Origin of the sequence: Thiobacillus sp. (assembly GCF_030696885.1) — a bacterium.
GTDB lineage: Bacteria > Pseudomonadota > Gammaproteobacteria > Burkholderiales > Thiobacillaceae > Thiobacillus.
This window is the reverse complement of sequence record NZ_JAUYRI010000033.1, coordinates 30,185-42,901: the sequence shown is the minus strand read 5'-3', so window position 1 is coordinate 42,901 and position 12,717 is coordinate 30,185. Positions and strand designations below refer to the sequence as shown.

General features: G+C 66.1%; 13 protein-coding genes. 2 read left to right on the top strand and 11 right to left on the bottom strand.

The genetic code is table 11. The features are described from left to right. Nucleotides 1-7: 7 nt before the first annotated feature. From lptB to Q8R61_RS14270, 5 genes are read right to left on the bottom strand one after another with little or no spacing between them, the layout of a single operon-like run. A complete protein-coding gene (gene lptB / locus Q8R61_RS14290; protein WP_305538442.1) occupies nt 8-730 on the bottom strand; it encodes an LPS export ABC transporter ATP-binding protein in 723 nt (240 codons plus the stop codon). After that, a complete protein-coding gene (gene lptA / locus Q8R61_RS14285; RefSeq protein ID WP_305538440.1) occupies nt 727-1,272 on the bottom strand; it encodes a lipopolysaccharide transport periplasmic protein LptA in 546 nt (181 codons plus the stop codon). The genes lptB and lptA overlap by 4 nt, the downstream gene beginning before the upstream one ends. Beyond that, nucleotides 1,269-1,841 (bottom strand): LPS export ABC transporter periplasmic protein LptC, encoded by a 573-nt coding sequence (lptC, locus tag Q8R61_RS14280; protein WP_305538438.1) that lies wholly within the window; start codon nt 1,839-1,841, stop codon nt 1,269-1,271. Before lptC ends, lptA begins: the two co-directional genes overlap by 4 nt. Then, on the bottom strand, nt 1,838-2,380 hold the full coding sequence (locus tag Q8R61_RS14275) for an HAD family hydrolase (RefSeq protein WP_305538436.1): 543 nt from the start codon (nt 2,378-2,380) through the stop codon (nt 1,838-1,840). The genes lptC and Q8R61_RS14275 overlap by 4 nt, the downstream gene beginning before the upstream one ends. Beyond that, entirely contained in the window at nt 2,380-3,366 is a 987-nt protein-coding gene (locus Q8R61_RS14270) for an SIS domain-containing protein (protein WP_305538434.1), read from the bottom strand. Before Q8R61_RS14270 ends, Q8R61_RS14275 begins: the two co-directional genes overlap by 1 nt. A gap of 47 nt (nt 3,367-3,413) precedes the next feature. Here Q8R61_RS14270 and Q8R61_RS14265 point away from each other — a divergent pair, with 47 nt between their 5' ends. After that, nucleotides 3,414-5,384, top strand: coding sequence for a monovalent cation:proton antiporter family protein (locus Q8R61_RS14265; protein ID WP_305538432.1), 1,971 nt, complete (start codon nt 3,414-3,416; stop codon nt 5,382-5,384). Nucleotides 5,385-5,405: 21 nt separating this feature from the next. Here Q8R61_RS14265 and Q8R61_RS14260 read toward each other — a convergent pair whose 3' ends face one another. Continuing rightward, on the bottom strand, nt 5,406-6,035 hold the full coding sequence (locus Q8R61_RS14260; RefSeq protein WP_305538431.1) for a prepilin-type N-terminal cleavage/methylation domain-containing protein: 630 nt from the start codon (nt 6,033-6,035) through the stop codon (nt 5,406-5,408). A 264-nt stretch (nt 6,036-6,299) separates the two neighbouring features. Between Q8R61_RS14260 and Q8R61_RS14255 the strand changes: the two genes are divergently transcribed. Continuing rightward, complete coding sequence (locus Q8R61_RS14255; protein ID WP_305538429.1) at nt 6,300-8,060, top strand: HAMP domain-containing sensor histidine kinase; 1,761 nt, start codon at nt 6,300-6,302, stop codon at nt 8,058-8,060. On the opposite strand, the gene Q8R61_RS14250 is transcribed toward Q8R61_RS14255, so the two are convergent. From Q8R61_RS14250 to Q8R61_RS14230, 5 genes are read right to left on the bottom strand one after another with little or no spacing between them, the layout of a single operon-like run. Next, nucleotides 8,011-8,745: a type II secretion system protein gene (locus Q8R61_RS14250; RefSeq protein WP_305538427.1), complete on the bottom strand. Its 735-nt coding sequence runs from the start codon at nt 8,743-8,745 to the stop codon at nt 8,011-8,013. The genes Q8R61_RS14255 and Q8R61_RS14250 overlap by 50 nt on opposite strands. Further along, nucleotides 8,742-9,137 carry a hypothetical protein gene (locus Q8R61_RS14245; RefSeq protein ID WP_305538425.1) on the bottom strand — a complete coding sequence of 132 codons (396 nt, stop codon included), beginning with the start codon at nt 9,135-9,137 and terminating at the stop codon, nt 8,742-8,744. Before Q8R61_RS14245 ends, Q8R61_RS14250 begins: the two co-directional genes overlap by 4 nt. Continuing rightward, the gene (locus Q8R61_RS14240) at nt 9,134-9,736 is read right to left on the bottom strand and encodes a hypothetical protein (RefSeq protein WP_305538423.1); all 603 of its coding nucleotides are present in this window, start codon (nt 9,734-9,736) and stop codon (nt 9,134-9,136) included. The genes Q8R61_RS14245 and Q8R61_RS14240 overlap by 4 nt, the downstream gene beginning before the upstream one ends. Continuing rightward, complete coding sequence (locus Q8R61_RS14235) at nt 9,733-11,208, bottom strand: monoheme cytochrome SoxX (RefSeq protein ID WP_305538421.1); 1,476 nt, start codon at nt 11,206-11,208, stop codon at nt 9,733-9,735. The genes Q8R61_RS14240 and Q8R61_RS14235 overlap by 4 nt, the downstream gene beginning before the upstream one ends. 2 nt (nt 11,209-11,210) lie before the next feature. Next, nucleotides 11,211-12,416 carry a type II secretion system F family protein gene (locus Q8R61_RS14230; protein ID WP_305538419.1) on the bottom strand — a complete coding sequence of 402 codons (1,206 nt, stop codon included), beginning with the start codon at nt 12,414-12,416 and terminating at the stop codon, nt 11,211-11,213. Between the last annotated feature and the right edge of the window lie 301 nt (nt 12,417-12,717).

Here is a 12,717-nt window from a genome sequence, read left to right as displayed (position 1 = left end):
GCCTGAACTACAGGCGAAAGTTTTCGCCCAGATAAACCTTGCGCGCGTTGTCGTCCTCGATGATGCGATCCGGCGCGCCGCCAATCAGGACGCGGCCTTCGTTGATGATGTAGGCGCGGCTGCAGATGCCCAGCGTTTCGCGCACGTTGTGGTCGGTGATCAGCACGCCGATGTCACGCTCGATCAGAAAATGCACCAGTTTCTGGATATCGAGCACCGCAATGGGGTCGATGCCGGCGAACGGTTCGTCGAGCAGGACGAAGCGCGGGTTGATCGCCAGTGCGCGGGCGATTTCCACCCGGCGCCGCTCGCCGCCGGAAAGGCTGATCGCGGACGCTTCGCGCAGGTGGGCGATGTGCAGGTCTTCAAGCAGGTTTTCCAGGTGTTCCGCGCGTTCTTCAGCGGTGTATGGCTTGAGTTCGAGGATGGCCTGGATGTTCTCCTCCACCGTCATCTTGCGGAAGATCGACGGCTCCTGCGGCAGATACGACAGGCCCAGCCGCGCGCGCTGGTGGATCGTCATGTGGGTGAGGTCGTGCGTATCCAGGTGCACGCTGCCGCCGTCGGCCGCGACCAGCCCCACCACCATGTAGAAACAGGTGGTCTTGCCGGCGCCGTTGGGGCCGAGCAGGCCGACCACTTCGCCGCTGTTGACCTCGAACGAGACGTCGTGGACCACGGTGCGTTTGCCGTAGGTCTTGCGCAGATTGTGGGCCGAAATCTTGCTCATGGCTGGGGCGCGGCGGGTTGCTCGGCGCGCGGTTTCGGACGGATGACCGCGCGCACGCGGCCACTCGGGGTTTGCGCGTTGGGCTGGCCGACGACGGAGTAGAACGCGGTGTTGGCGTTGTAGGAAATCTGCGCCCCACGCAGCTCGTCGCCGCCGCGCCGCAGGCGTGCCTGGCCGATCAGTTCGAGCTGCCCGTTGACGCTGTCGTACTCGATGCGGTCGGAAAATCCCTCGATGTATTCCTCGCGGCCGTCGACTCTCTGGCGAAACGCCACCGGCCGGCCGGTGGCGCTGATCCGGTCGACGCCGTCCGCGTTCTGCGTCACCTGCACGTAATCGGCGCGCAGCATCAGCGTGCCCTGGCTGAGAATCACATTCCCCTGATAGATGCTGATCTTCTTGATGTCGTCGAGCGTGACCGTGTTCGCTTCGATGTTGACCGGCTTGTCGCGGTCGGCCTTCTCGGCATGGGCGGGCGAGACCAGCAGCGCGGCGTACAACGCTGCGGATAAAACGATTTTCAGTGTGGGCATGGTGTTCATGTTCTTCCAGAAATGTAGCGGGCATTCACCCGCCCTGTCAGCTTCATCATGCGTTGCTGGGCGTCGTACTCCATGCCGCCCGCACGCACTTCCAGCGTGTCGTCGCGCACTTCGACCGCACCCGGCGCGCGCATCTGGTCGCGCTCGGGAAACACCAGCAGGCGTCCTGTCTTCAGCGTCATCAGGGATTGCCCGGGGCGCGCCGCCCGCTCGACGACGACGTCGCCGCGCAGGTCCACTTCGCTGCCATCCGGAGAGACCGTGCCTTCACGCGCCACGGCGCTCACTTCGCCGGCCTCGTCGTTGATGCGGACGAAACGCGGCGCCTCCAGTTCGGTGCGCTTGCTGCCGGTGTAATGCTTGAGCCGGTCGGCAGACAGGCGGTATTGCGGCCGTCCCTCGAGGTCGGTGCGCAGCGCATCGAAATTTTCCATGATGCCCTCGGGTTCGGTCTGGTTTGCCAGCGTGCCCGGCGCCGGCGCCTGCACCGACCGTTCGATCCAGAAACTGAGCGCGGCCAGCAGCAGCAGCATGGCCAGGGGCAGCCACAGCGAGCCGCGTGCAATCATTTCAGATAGGGCGCCAGCGCGGCGTCCAGCGTGCCCTGTGCACGCATCAGGAATTCGCAGGCTTCGCGCACCGCGCCGTGCCCGGCCTCGCGCGTGGTGGTGTAGTGGCTGTGGGCTTTGACCAGTTCGGGTGCCGCCGGCACCGTGATCGCGAGCCCGGCGCGCCGCATCACCGGCAGGTCGACGACGTCGTCGCCCATGTAGGCGGTGACGTCGCAGTCGAGCTTGAGTTCGCGGCACAGCGCTTCGTAGACGATCAGCTTGTCGTGCGCGCCCTGATGGACGATCTCGATGCCGAGGTTTTTGGCGCGGTGCTCCACCACGCGCGAACGGCGGCCGGTGATGATGGCGAGCTGCACGCCGCTGCCGCGGAGCATTTTCAAACCGTGGCCGTCGAGCGAGTTGAAACCCTTGAATTCCTGGCCGTCGTCGGCCAGGAATAGTGTGCCGTCAGTCATCACGCCGTCGACGTCGAATGCGATCAGCCGGATTTTTTGCGCGCGGGCGAGCAGGGCGGCGGGAATCGAAACCGGCGTCATCACACCACCCCCGCCTTCAGCAGCGCGTGCATGTTGAGCGCGCCCACCAGGGTGTCGTTTGCATCGATCACCAGCAGGCCGTTGATTTTGAGCGTTTCCATTTTTTCCACCGCCGCCACGGCAAGTTCGTCCGCGCGGATCGTTTTTGGGTTGCGGGTCATCAGGTCGGCCACGCGCGCCTGCTGCAGGTCGAGCGTGTGTTCCAGCGCGCGGCGCAGGTCGCCGTCGGTGAACACGCCGGCCACGCGGCCAGCGGCATCGACCACGGCGGTCATGCCGAGTCCCTTTTGTGTGATTTCAAACAGCGCAGCCTTGAGCGAGGCGTCGAACGGAACCTGTGGCAGCGCATCGCCGCTTTGCATGATGTCGCGCACATGCACCAGCAGGCGGCGGCCGAGGCTGCCGCCGGGATGGGTGCGCGCAAAGTCGTCGGCTGAAAAACCGCGCGCGTCGAGCAGCGCCACCGCCAGCGCATCGCCCAGCGCCAGCGCCGCGGTGGTGCTGGCGGTGGGCGCCAGGTTGAGCGGACAGGCTTCCTTGTCGACCCCGGCGTGGAGATGCGCGTCGGCTTCGCGCGCCAGCGTCGAGTTCGGATTGCCGGTCATCGCGACGAGCTTGGCGCCGCGTCGCTTGATCAGCGGCACGATGCAGACGATTTCGCTGCTCTCGCCCGAGTTCGATAAAGCCAGCACCACGTCGTTGGGCGCGATCATGCCGAGGTCGCCGTGGCTGGCTTCGCCCGGGTGCATGAAAAAGGCCGGCGTGCCGGTGGATGCCAGGGTGGCAGCGATCTTGCCGCCGACGTGGCCCGACTTGCCCATGCCGGAGACCACGACGCGTCCGGTGCAGGCCAGCATCAGCGCCACGGCATCGGCAAAGCCGGCGTCGAGACGCGACGACATGACGCGCAGGGCGTCGGCCTCGATGTCGAGCACCTGGCGCGCGAGGGTGAGCAAATGTTCGGGACTGGGGGGCTGGGAGTGCATGGTCGGCAAGTATACTAAAGCCTGCCTATCCAACCGTGATTTACTCGATGCATGGCACGCTTCCGCTTGTACTGATCCTGCTGGTGGTCGCCGTGCTGGTGACCGCGGCCGCGCGCGCACTGCGCCTGCCGACCATGCTCGGCTACCTGGTCACCGGCATCGCCATCGGCCCCTTTGCGCTCGGCTGGATTCCGGACAGCGAGGAAGCGCGTTACCTCGCCGAATTCGGCGTGGTCTTCCTGATGTTCTCGATCGGCCTCGAATTCAGTCTGCCGCGTCTGATGACAATGCGCATGACCGTGTTCGGCTTCGGCGGCGCGCAGGTCGTGCTGACCATCGTGCTCACCGCCTTCATCGCCTGGCTGCTCGACCTGCCACTGCTGGCGGCGATCGCACTGGGCGGCATCATGTCGATGTCGTCCACCGCCATCGTCTCGAAGCTCCTGGCCGAGCGGCTGGAAATCCAGACCCCGCACGGACGCCAGATTTTCGGCGCGCTGCTGTTCCAGGATCTGGCGGTGGTGCCGCTGTTGATCCTGATTCCGGCCTTCGCCAAGGATGCCGACAACATGGGCTGGGTGCTCGGCCTCGCCGCGCTGAAGGCGGTGGTGGTGCTGGGCTTCCTGCTGTTCGTCGGCCAGCGCATCATGCGGCCGTGGTTCCAGTGGGTGGCGGGGCGCAAGTCGCCCGAGCTGTTCACGCTCAACCTGCTGCTGTTCACCCTCGGGCTCGCCTTTCTGACAGAAAGCGCCGGCCTGTCGCTGGCCTTGGGTGCCTTTCTCGCCGGCATGCTGATTTCCGAGACCGAATACCGCTACCAGGTCGAAGACGACATCAAGCCCTTCCGCGATGTGCTGCTGGGCTTGTTCTTCGTCACCATCGGCATGCGGCTCGACCTGATGCAGGTGATGCTGAACTGGGGCGATGTGCTGTTGCTGCTGCTGGCCATCGTGGTTGGCAAGGTGGCGCTGGTGGGCGCACTGGCCAAGGCCTTCGGCAGCAGCCGGCCTACCGCCGTGCGCACCGCGCTCGGGCTGGCGCAGGCCGGCGAATTCGGCTTCGTGCTGCTGGCGCAGGCGGCCGACCTGAAACTGCTGGGTGCCGAGATCACCCAGCCGGTGCTGGCGGCCATGGTGCTGTCGATGCTGATCGCGCCGCTCTTGATCCACCGCATGGATGCCATCACCCGGCTGCTTGCCGGCAGCGAATGGGCCGGGCGCGCCAAGCAAGTGCACGACATCGCGGTCAAGACCTTCGGCAAGGCGCAGCACGTGATCGTCTGCGGCTACGGCCGCAGCGGCCAGAACCTGGCGCGCCTGCTCGAGGCCGAGGGCATCAGCTTCGTCGCGCTCGACGCCGACCCCGAGCGGATTCGCGCGGTGGCAGCGTCCGGCGTCAGCGTCGTGTACGGCGACGCCAGCCGCCGCGAAGTGCTGGTCGCCGCCGGGCTTTCACGCGCGCAGGCCATTGTGGTGACCTACTCCGACCTGCATTCGAGCATGGCCATCCTGCGCCACGTGCGCGAACTGCGACCCGACCTCCCGGTGGTGGTGCGCACCATCGACGACACCCACATCGATGCGCTGAAAGCGGCCGGTGCGACCGAAGTGGTGTCCGAAGTGATGGAAGGCTCGCTGATGCTGGCCTCGCACGCGCTGATGCTGCTAGGGGTGCCGCTCACCCAGGTGCTGAAGCGGATCCGCGACGTGCGCGAATCGCGCTACGCGATCATGCGCGGCTTTTTCCGGGGCGCCTCGGACGCCGACAGCGAGCTGGACCAGCATGCCCAGCCGCGCCTGCATACCGTGCTGATCACGCAGGGCGCCGCGGCGGCAGGGCAGCGCCTGGACGCGCTGATGCTGGATGAATTACGGGTGGACGTGGTGGCGATTCGCCGCCAGGGAATCAAGGGGGTCGATCCGCAGCCCGACACTGATATCCGGGTGGGCGATGTGCTGGTGCTGCGCGGCGCCGCCGATGGACTGGCGGCGGCCGAATTCAGGGTGCTGCAGGGCTAGACCGGCAGCAATGGGCTTGCGTCAGGGGCGCATGCAGACGACATAGAAGTTGGAGCCGTTGTCGACATAGTTGACTGTGGGCGTTGTGGCGACCATTGCCGTGGCGCCACGCACTGAGCCGGTGATGGCGTTGCCATCGTCGAACTGGGTATCGATGGCCTGTGCAATCACGGCCGGCAGGTTATTGGTGCAGACCACGATGCCGGGCAGGCCGAAGGCGATGGTTTGCACGCCGGTAACGCCGCCCACGGCATTGGGCGGGTTGCTGTCGTTGACGGCGCCCCCCACCAGTCCCGCACGGCGCAGGTGCAGCCAGAACTGGCGCGACTCGTCGGCGGCAGTGGCGGTGTTGTAGGCGCCGGCAATTACGCCGTCGCCTACGGTACCGGTGCTGGGCGTAGGTGCGGTTATGGTCCAGCGTGCCGCTGCGCCGGCATCGTCGCCGGGCAGCGCCAGATAGCGGCCCTGATACAGGTTGATGGCGGCGGTCATCGACTGCAGGTCGTTCGACACGTTGCGGATGCGGCCTTGGGTGATAAGCTCCTGCCCCTTGAGGATGCCGCCAAGCAGCAGGCCGATGATCACCAGCACAATGGCGATCTCGATCAGCGTGAAGCCTGACTGGTGCCGCGGAAAATTGGGGTGGGACATGGTGAGTTGCTCCGTTATCGTCATTTGGTTTTGCCAATCCTGCAAAATACGTGCCAGTATGGGTCTCATGTCAACACATTGATAATCAATAACAAACAAGATAAATGTCCGCAAAAAACCCAGCTGAACTGACGAATGTGCAACGCCATTGTTGGAATTACATCAGGGTGAGTCGACCGGACGACACCCTCGCTGTGTGCGGGTGCCATGCCGTGCGTCGCTGCCGCGTGTCGTTTTGTGTCGACGTCCGGAATGCGCAGCGCCATGTCTGAGCGCGCTGAAACTGCTGCGCGCCCCGACGGGATGGCAGCGCTGATCGCGCGCTTCACCCGTGTGGCGCCCGAGCGCTGGCTGGCGCTCATGCTGCTGGCCCTGCATGTGGCGGTAGTGCTCGATGCCGACGCGACGGTGACGCGCGCTTTCCTGCTGGCGCATTACGGCCTGTTCCTGCTGTGGCAGCCGCTGGTGCGCAGCGAAACGCGCATCGAGCCGCGGCTGGCGGTGCCGGTGTTTGCGATGGCGGCCTTGCTGGTGCTGGTCGACAGCACCTGGGTGATGGCCTTGTGGCTGGCGATCCTGGCCGGGCTGGTGGGCGCGGTGGCGGCCTCGCAGCACGAGGGGCGACGGCTGGGCTACCTGCTGGCCCTCGCCTATCTGCTGGCGCTGCTACTGGCCTGGGTGCTGCCGCAAAGCCTGGGCGGCGCGGCGCTGCTGCCGGCGACGATGCAGACCGCGGCGCGCTATGGCCTGGCGCTGCTGCCGCTGATCATTCTGTTCCTGCCGGCGGCGCGGGTGCGGGGCGGGTCGTCCACGCTCGATTTCATTTACGGGCTGATGCTCTCGCTGCTGATCATGGTGATGGCGCTCGGCGTGTTCGCGGTGGTGGCGGTGGCCCAGGTGAGCTATGCCTGGGCGCTGGTGCAGACGCTGCTGGGCATGGCCGCCCTGCTGCTGGCGCTGTCGTGGCTGTGGAATCCACGCGCCGGTTTTGCCGGGCTGGGCCAGGTCACCTCGCGCTATCTGCTGTCGGTGGGGTTGCCCTTCGAAGGTTGGGCGCAGCGGCTGGCGACACGGGCCGAACGCGAGCGCGATCCCGAATCCTTCGTGCGCGATGCGCTGGCCGACCTGCACGAGCTGACCTGGATCCGCGGCGGTCACTGGCAGGCGGCGCGCGGCGAGGGGCGCTTCGGCGAGCCCGCCGAACACGGTATCAGCCACGATTTCCACGGCCTGACCGTCACCTGGCAATCGAGCCGTCCGCTGACGCCGGCGCTGGCACTGCATGTGCGCCTGCTGTCGCAGCTCCTGGGGTATTTTTATGCCGCCAAGGTGCGCGAGCAGACACTGCGCGAACAGGCCTACAGTCAGGCGATCCATGACACCGGCGCACGCCTGACCCACGACGTGAAGAACATCCTGCAGTCGCTGAAAACCCTGCTCGCCGCGGCCGAGACCGCCACCCCGGATGACAGCGAGCGCCTGCTTGCGCTGATTCGCCGCCAGCTGCCGCAACTGGCGGCACGCCTGTCGCAAACCGTCGACAAGCTGAAGCAGCCGGCCGAAACCGAGGCCGCCTACATGCCGGCGCAGGTGTGGTGGCGCGCGCTGCAAACCCGCTACGAACACGATGACGTGCGGTTTTTTGCCGAGGCGGTCGATGACACGCCGGTGCCGCAGGACTTGTTCGACAGCGTCGCCGACAACCTGCTGACCAATGCCCTGCGCAAGCGACAGAGCGAGCCCGGCGTGGCGATTGAAGTGCGGCTGGAATTGCAGCCATTGCTGGGCCTGACCGTTACCGACAGCGGCGCGCCGGCGCCCGAGCATGTGGCGCGCAACCTGTTCCTGAGCCCGGTGGCATCGGATTTCGGACTGGGGGTGGGACTCTATCAGGCCGCGCGCCAGGCGGCGCGCTCCGGGTTCCGGCTTGAGCTGCCGGAGAATCAGCCGGGACGGGTGACGTTCTGGCTGCAGGCTACGGTGGCGAATTTAGGGGACAGCCGTTCTGGCATAGCCGATTCTTGAGCGTATTGGGATGTAACCATACGATCAAATCGTCGAAATCGTCATCGAGCGGAGTGAGACTCACGAAATCCGTCTCTGTGCATGGGGCTGTCGGCACGACCAGATTTGCTCGTTCGCTGGCGGGTACTTGAGCCGGTGCCAGCGGCGTACCACCGCCCTTGTTTTGCGCGCCTCGACCATTTGGTCCGTGCGACACGACGACCACTGCAACTTGATGGGCGATGCCAGCATCGCTACAGTTTTGGCCTTTATGCACCTCCAGATCGCCAGGCGTATTGGAGTCGAACCCGGTATTAACGAGTATTAGCGACCTGTCGTTGGTGAAATCCCTTGTTACCGCGTAGGTAAAGCGATTTCCCCATGCATCGGCATTGTCCACACCCAAGGTGCGCCAGGGTAGTTTCCCGCGGGTGTTCAGACAACGCCCGGCATCACGACTGCCTTCGTCTCCTTCCGCTAAACCCGTGCCATCGTCAGGACAAGGTAAATAGGGTTGGCCGGCCGGTTGGCGCATGGCATAGCCAATGATCGCTTCTCGAATGGCATTCATGTCCGCACGGGTCTCGGCGATCCGCCGCGCCTGGATCTGTGCGGTCAGGGGAACGGCCAGCCCGCCGATCAGCAGGGTGACGATGACCAGCACGATGGCCAGTTCGATCAGGGAAAAGCCGCGTATCCGCTTCATGGGTTGGGCTCCTTGACGGCGGGCGCCGCGGGCGGGGCGGGAGCGGGGCGCAGCACCTGGTAGGGTTCGTAAACCCGCTCGTCGGCGCGGATCTGGCCGGGCTTCAGGCCGGGCACCCCGGCTGTGCCCGTCTGCGGCCGGCCGTCGACCCAGGCGGTGCCCTGACCGTCCGAGCGGATGACCACGCCATCGAAGCGCACCGGCGGCGCGCTGAACGCGGGCATGCGGGTCTCGACCCGGGTGACGTTGCGGGCGCGTGCAGCTTCCAGTTGCGCGCGTTGGGCGGGCGTATAGAACAGGCGCCCGGGATCGGCAGCGAGGCTCACGCCGCTGCCGGCCAGGGCCAGCAGACACACGGACAGCACAGCGAGACGATTGGGGCGCGGGCTCATTTGGCCTCCGGCGTATCAGCCATCACGGTATACCACAGCAGTTCGCATTCGGCGTCGAGTTCGGGGCGGTTGACAGGCTGCGGCGCGGTATCGCTGCTGCGGGTCAGGCGGCAGTGATCGACGCGGAACAGGCCGGCCGAACGGGCGCGCAGGGCATCGAGATAGCGCGGCAGGTCGGTCTCCACCAGCAGCGGCATCTTGATCACCATGCGGGTCTGCTTCAAGGGCAGGCCGCCGGCCAGCGCCGCCGGCGCAGCGGTGCGCGGCGACAGCGTATAGGTGAGTCCGTAAAGCCGGGCATCCTGATTGGCGAGTTGCGCGGCCTCGATCCAGGCAAGGCGGTTTTCCTCGCCGACGAATCCGCGCGCAACCAGGGCGTGATAGGCGCCCAGGTGCTGCTCGATCATGCGTGCCTCCGCCTGCCCCTGTGCCTGGCGCGCATGCGTGGCATCGAGCGCGGCCTGCTGGCGTTGCAGCTCGGCATGTGCTTGCGTGCGCTGCATGCTGCTCCAGACGATGCCCACGGCAGACAGCGTCACGGCAACAAGCAGCAACGCGATGCTGGTTTTGAGCGAGGCGAAGGGGGGCCGGGTCATCATGGGCGCACCTGCAGGTTCACGCTGAAACGGGTTTCCTCGGGCAATGCATTGCCCGTGGTCCGGCCGCTCAGCGTGGCGGTGGATGCGGTATTGATCGGGCTGCTCACGCGCTCGACCGACAGCACGCCGGGTGCGCTGGCCAGGGTGGCGACGAAGCCGTCGATGCGCTGCATGGCCGCGCGGTAGTTGCCGTCGAAATCGGCCAGCTGCGCATCGAGCGTGATGTCCGCGCTGCGGTCGGACAGTTGTGCCAGCGTCAGGACCTTGACCATCACCTCGGGATGGGCTGACAGCGCCTGCCCCAGCGGCACATACAGCGCGTTGAGATCGAACGGCGTCTGCTCGATCTGCTGCGCCAGCGCCAGGGTGTGGCCGAGCTGGTCGGGGCGGGTGGCAAGCGCGGGGAAATTCTTCACGATGGCGGCATGGCGGGCGTCGCCGCGTTGCGCTTCGGCCCCGATTTTCTGTGCCTCATTGAGCAGGTCCTGCGCATGCAGCCAGTAGCTGGCCGTCAGCGTGAGGCTGGCTGCGGCAATCAGGCCGGCCGCCCAGTGCAGGCCGCGCCGCCAGCGGAACTCGGTGTGTCGCTGCAGCAGTTCGGGTGGCGCCAGATTCAGCAACAAGGACTCGCCTGCAATCGCGGCCAGCGGCGCAACTTCCGGGGTGGCGGCGAGGTAGGCATCGGGAATTCGCAGCGCACGCGCGAGGCTGGCCATGTCGATCATCTGGACCCGAAACGCGGGGTCTGCATTGAGCGGCGCCTGCGCGCTGTCGAGCTGGCCGCTGGGATCGAGCAGCAGCACCTGCAGGCGCGCTTCGCGCGGCAGGATGCGCTGGCCGGTGAGGTAGAGCTGCGTTTTGGCGATTTCGTCGGCCGCGTTACCGGGAAACTGGGTCGGCGTGTCGCTGCCGATCAGACGCGAAAAGCGCAGCAGGCCGTTTTGATAGTAGGACAGCCGCAGGCTGTTGTTGAGGCGGCAGGCGAGCAGCACGTGCGGCTCCTGCGCGCGCAGCCTGGACAGCAGGTGCTGGTAGGCCACGGCCAGCGGCGTGATGCCGGCCAGCGGCACCTGTTCGCGGTGCAGCACGCTGAGCCAGGGTGTCAGCCATTCGGCATCGGGCAGCGCGGCCAGCAGGTAGCGGTCGTCGCGGCGGCCGGCCGTTTCGCGCGCCTGCCGCCAGGCGCCGGTGAAGCGCGCATTGCGGAACACCTGCTTGAGCTTGCGCGCCAGCAGTTCCGCGCGCGCGCGGCCCTGCACATGCGGCAGCACTTCGCTGCGGTAGTCCTCGTCGACGGTGTCGACCACCAGTAGCACCGGAAGCTGGGCATGGCGGACTACCAGCTGGCGGAAGGCCGCCAAGCCGGCCGTGTCGTTGGCATATTCGCCCAGCCAGTGCATTTGCCCGGGGCGCCAGTCGAGCACGCCAATCTGACGTGGTGTGGCAAGCAATATGAGGCGGTGATCGAACATGATCACAGCGGCAGATTCCCGATCAGGTCGTAAATGGGCAGCAGCACCGACACCAGGATGCCGCCGAGCAGCAGGCCGAGAATGGCGGTGAGCAGGGGTTCGAGCACCCTGAGGCCGTTCTCGATCGAATCGAGCACTTCGCGATTGTAGAAATAGGTCACGTTGTCGAGCGCCTCGTCGAGTGCGCCGGTGGTTTCGCCCACGCGCAGCATGCGCAGCACCAGCGGGGGGAACAGCGCCACCGACTGGAAGCTTTCGGACAGGCCGCGGCCGTCGGCGATTTGCTGCGCCGCGCGGCGGATGCCGCCGGCGATCACCCGGTTGCCGGCGACCATTTCACCCGCGCGCAGCGCATCGAGCACGGTGACGCCCGAGCGGTACATCATCGCCAGCGTACTGGTGAAACGCGACAGCGCGATCTTCTGCACGACCGGCCCGATGATGGGCAGCCGCAACTGGGTGCGATCCCACCATTCGCGCCCGGCCTCGCTCTGTTGTACCCACAGCGGCAGGCCGATGGCCGGAATCAGAATCAGCAGCAGAAAGACCAGCCAGTACGAACGCAGCGCGTTCGATATCGCCATCAGAATCAGCGTGGGCAGCGGCAGCACCACGCCCATGGTTTCCACCAGCGAGAGCACCTGCGGCACCAGATACACCAGCAGGAAAATGATGGCCGCGCCGACGACGGTCAGCACCATGGCAGGGTAAATCATCAGGCGCTTGGCCTTGGAGGCGACCTCTTCCTGCCACTTCAGCGATTCGGCCAGTCGATCGAACACGGCGTCCAGCAGACCGGTCTGCTCGCCCGCCCGCACGCTGTGCACGAACACCGCACCGAATACCGCGGGGTGCGCGGCCAGCGCCTGCGACAGCACCTTGCCGCCTTCCAGGTCTTCCAGCAGCGCAGTCAGCACATCGCGAAAGCCGGGCTTTTCCATGCTGTCGCGCAGGTCGCGCAAGCCTTCCAACAGCGGAATGCCGGCGCGGGTGATGTAGCGCATGTGGATGCAGAAGGTCACCAGGTCGCGCCGCGTCACGCGCTCGCGTCCGCTCGGCGCATATTGCCGCGACAGCTCGGCCAGCGTGATGAGATCGAGCCCCATGCGCTTCAGCCGCAGTTCGAGGTCGATGTCGTTGACCGCCGACAGCGTGCCTTTGACGCTGCGGCCGGTTTGATCGATGGCGCGGTAGTCGAAGAAGGGCATGGGTTAGGGGTGCCTCGCCAGGTTGTTCTGGTGTGCGACGGCTTCGCTTTTCGCCTTTGGGCGAGTCACTTTCTTTTGCGTGGCCAAAAGAAAGTAACCAAAGAAAAAGCCACCCCTGGTGTGTCGGCCTTCGGCTCCCCTGCGATGCTCGCCACCCGAGGCGGGGCTGGAACTCGCCCTGGCAGGGCACACACAACGTGCCCTGCTGCGGAGCTCAGACACCCAGCCCCTTTTTCCCTCGGCCGGCTGCGCTTCTCGGCGACACACAAGGGGCGCCCTTGCATGGGCCAGTGCTTGGCGA

Coding starts and splice junctions, on each gene's coding strand:
- lptB (WP_305538442.1), bottom strand. CDS start 730: ATGAGCAAGATTTCGGCCCACAATCTGCGCAAGACCTACGGCAAACGC.
- lptA (WP_305538440.1), bottom strand. CDS start 1,272: ATGAACACCATGCCCACACTGAAAATCGTTTTATCCGCAGCGTTGTAC.
- lptC (WP_305538438.1), bottom strand. CDS start 1,841: ATGATTGCACGCGGCTCGCTGTGGCTGCCCCTGGCCATGCTGCTGCTG.
- Q8R61_RS14275 (WP_305538436.1), bottom strand. CDS start 2,380: ATGACGCCGGTTTCGATTCCCGCCGCCCTGCTCGCCCGCGCGCAAAAA.
- Q8R61_RS14270 (WP_305538434.1), bottom strand. CDS start 3,366: ATGCACTCCCAGCCCCCCAGTCCCGAACATTTGCTCACCCTCGCGCGC.
- Q8R61_RS14265 (WP_305538432.1), top strand. CDS start 3,414: ATGCATGGCACGCTTCCGCTTGTACTGATCCTGCTGGTGGTCGCCGTG.
- Q8R61_RS14260 (WP_305538431.1), bottom strand. CDS start 6,035: ATGTCCCACCCCAATTTTCCGCGGCACCAGTCAGGCTTCACGCTGATC.
- Q8R61_RS14255 (WP_305538429.1), top strand. CDS start 6,300: ATGTCTGAGCGCGCTGAAACTGCTGCGCGCCCCGACGGGATGGCAGCG.
- Q8R61_RS14250 (WP_305538427.1), bottom strand. CDS start 8,745: ATGAAGCGGATACGCGGCTTTTCCCTGATCGAACTGGCCATCGTGCTG.
- Q8R61_RS14245 (WP_305538425.1), bottom strand. CDS start 9,137: ATGAGCCCGCGCCCCAATCGTCTCGCTGTGCTGTCCGTGTGTCTGCTG.
- Q8R61_RS14240 (WP_305538423.1), bottom strand. CDS start 9,736: ATGATGACCCGGCCCCCCTTCGCCTCGCTCAAAACCAGCATCGCGTTG.
- Q8R61_RS14235 (WP_305538421.1), bottom strand. CDS start 11,208: ATGTTCGATCACCGCCTCATATTGCTTGCCACACCACGTCAGATTGGC.
- Q8R61_RS14230 (WP_305538419.1), bottom strand. CDS start 12,416: ATGCCCTTCTTCGACTACCGCGCCATCGATCAAACCGGCCGCAGCGTC.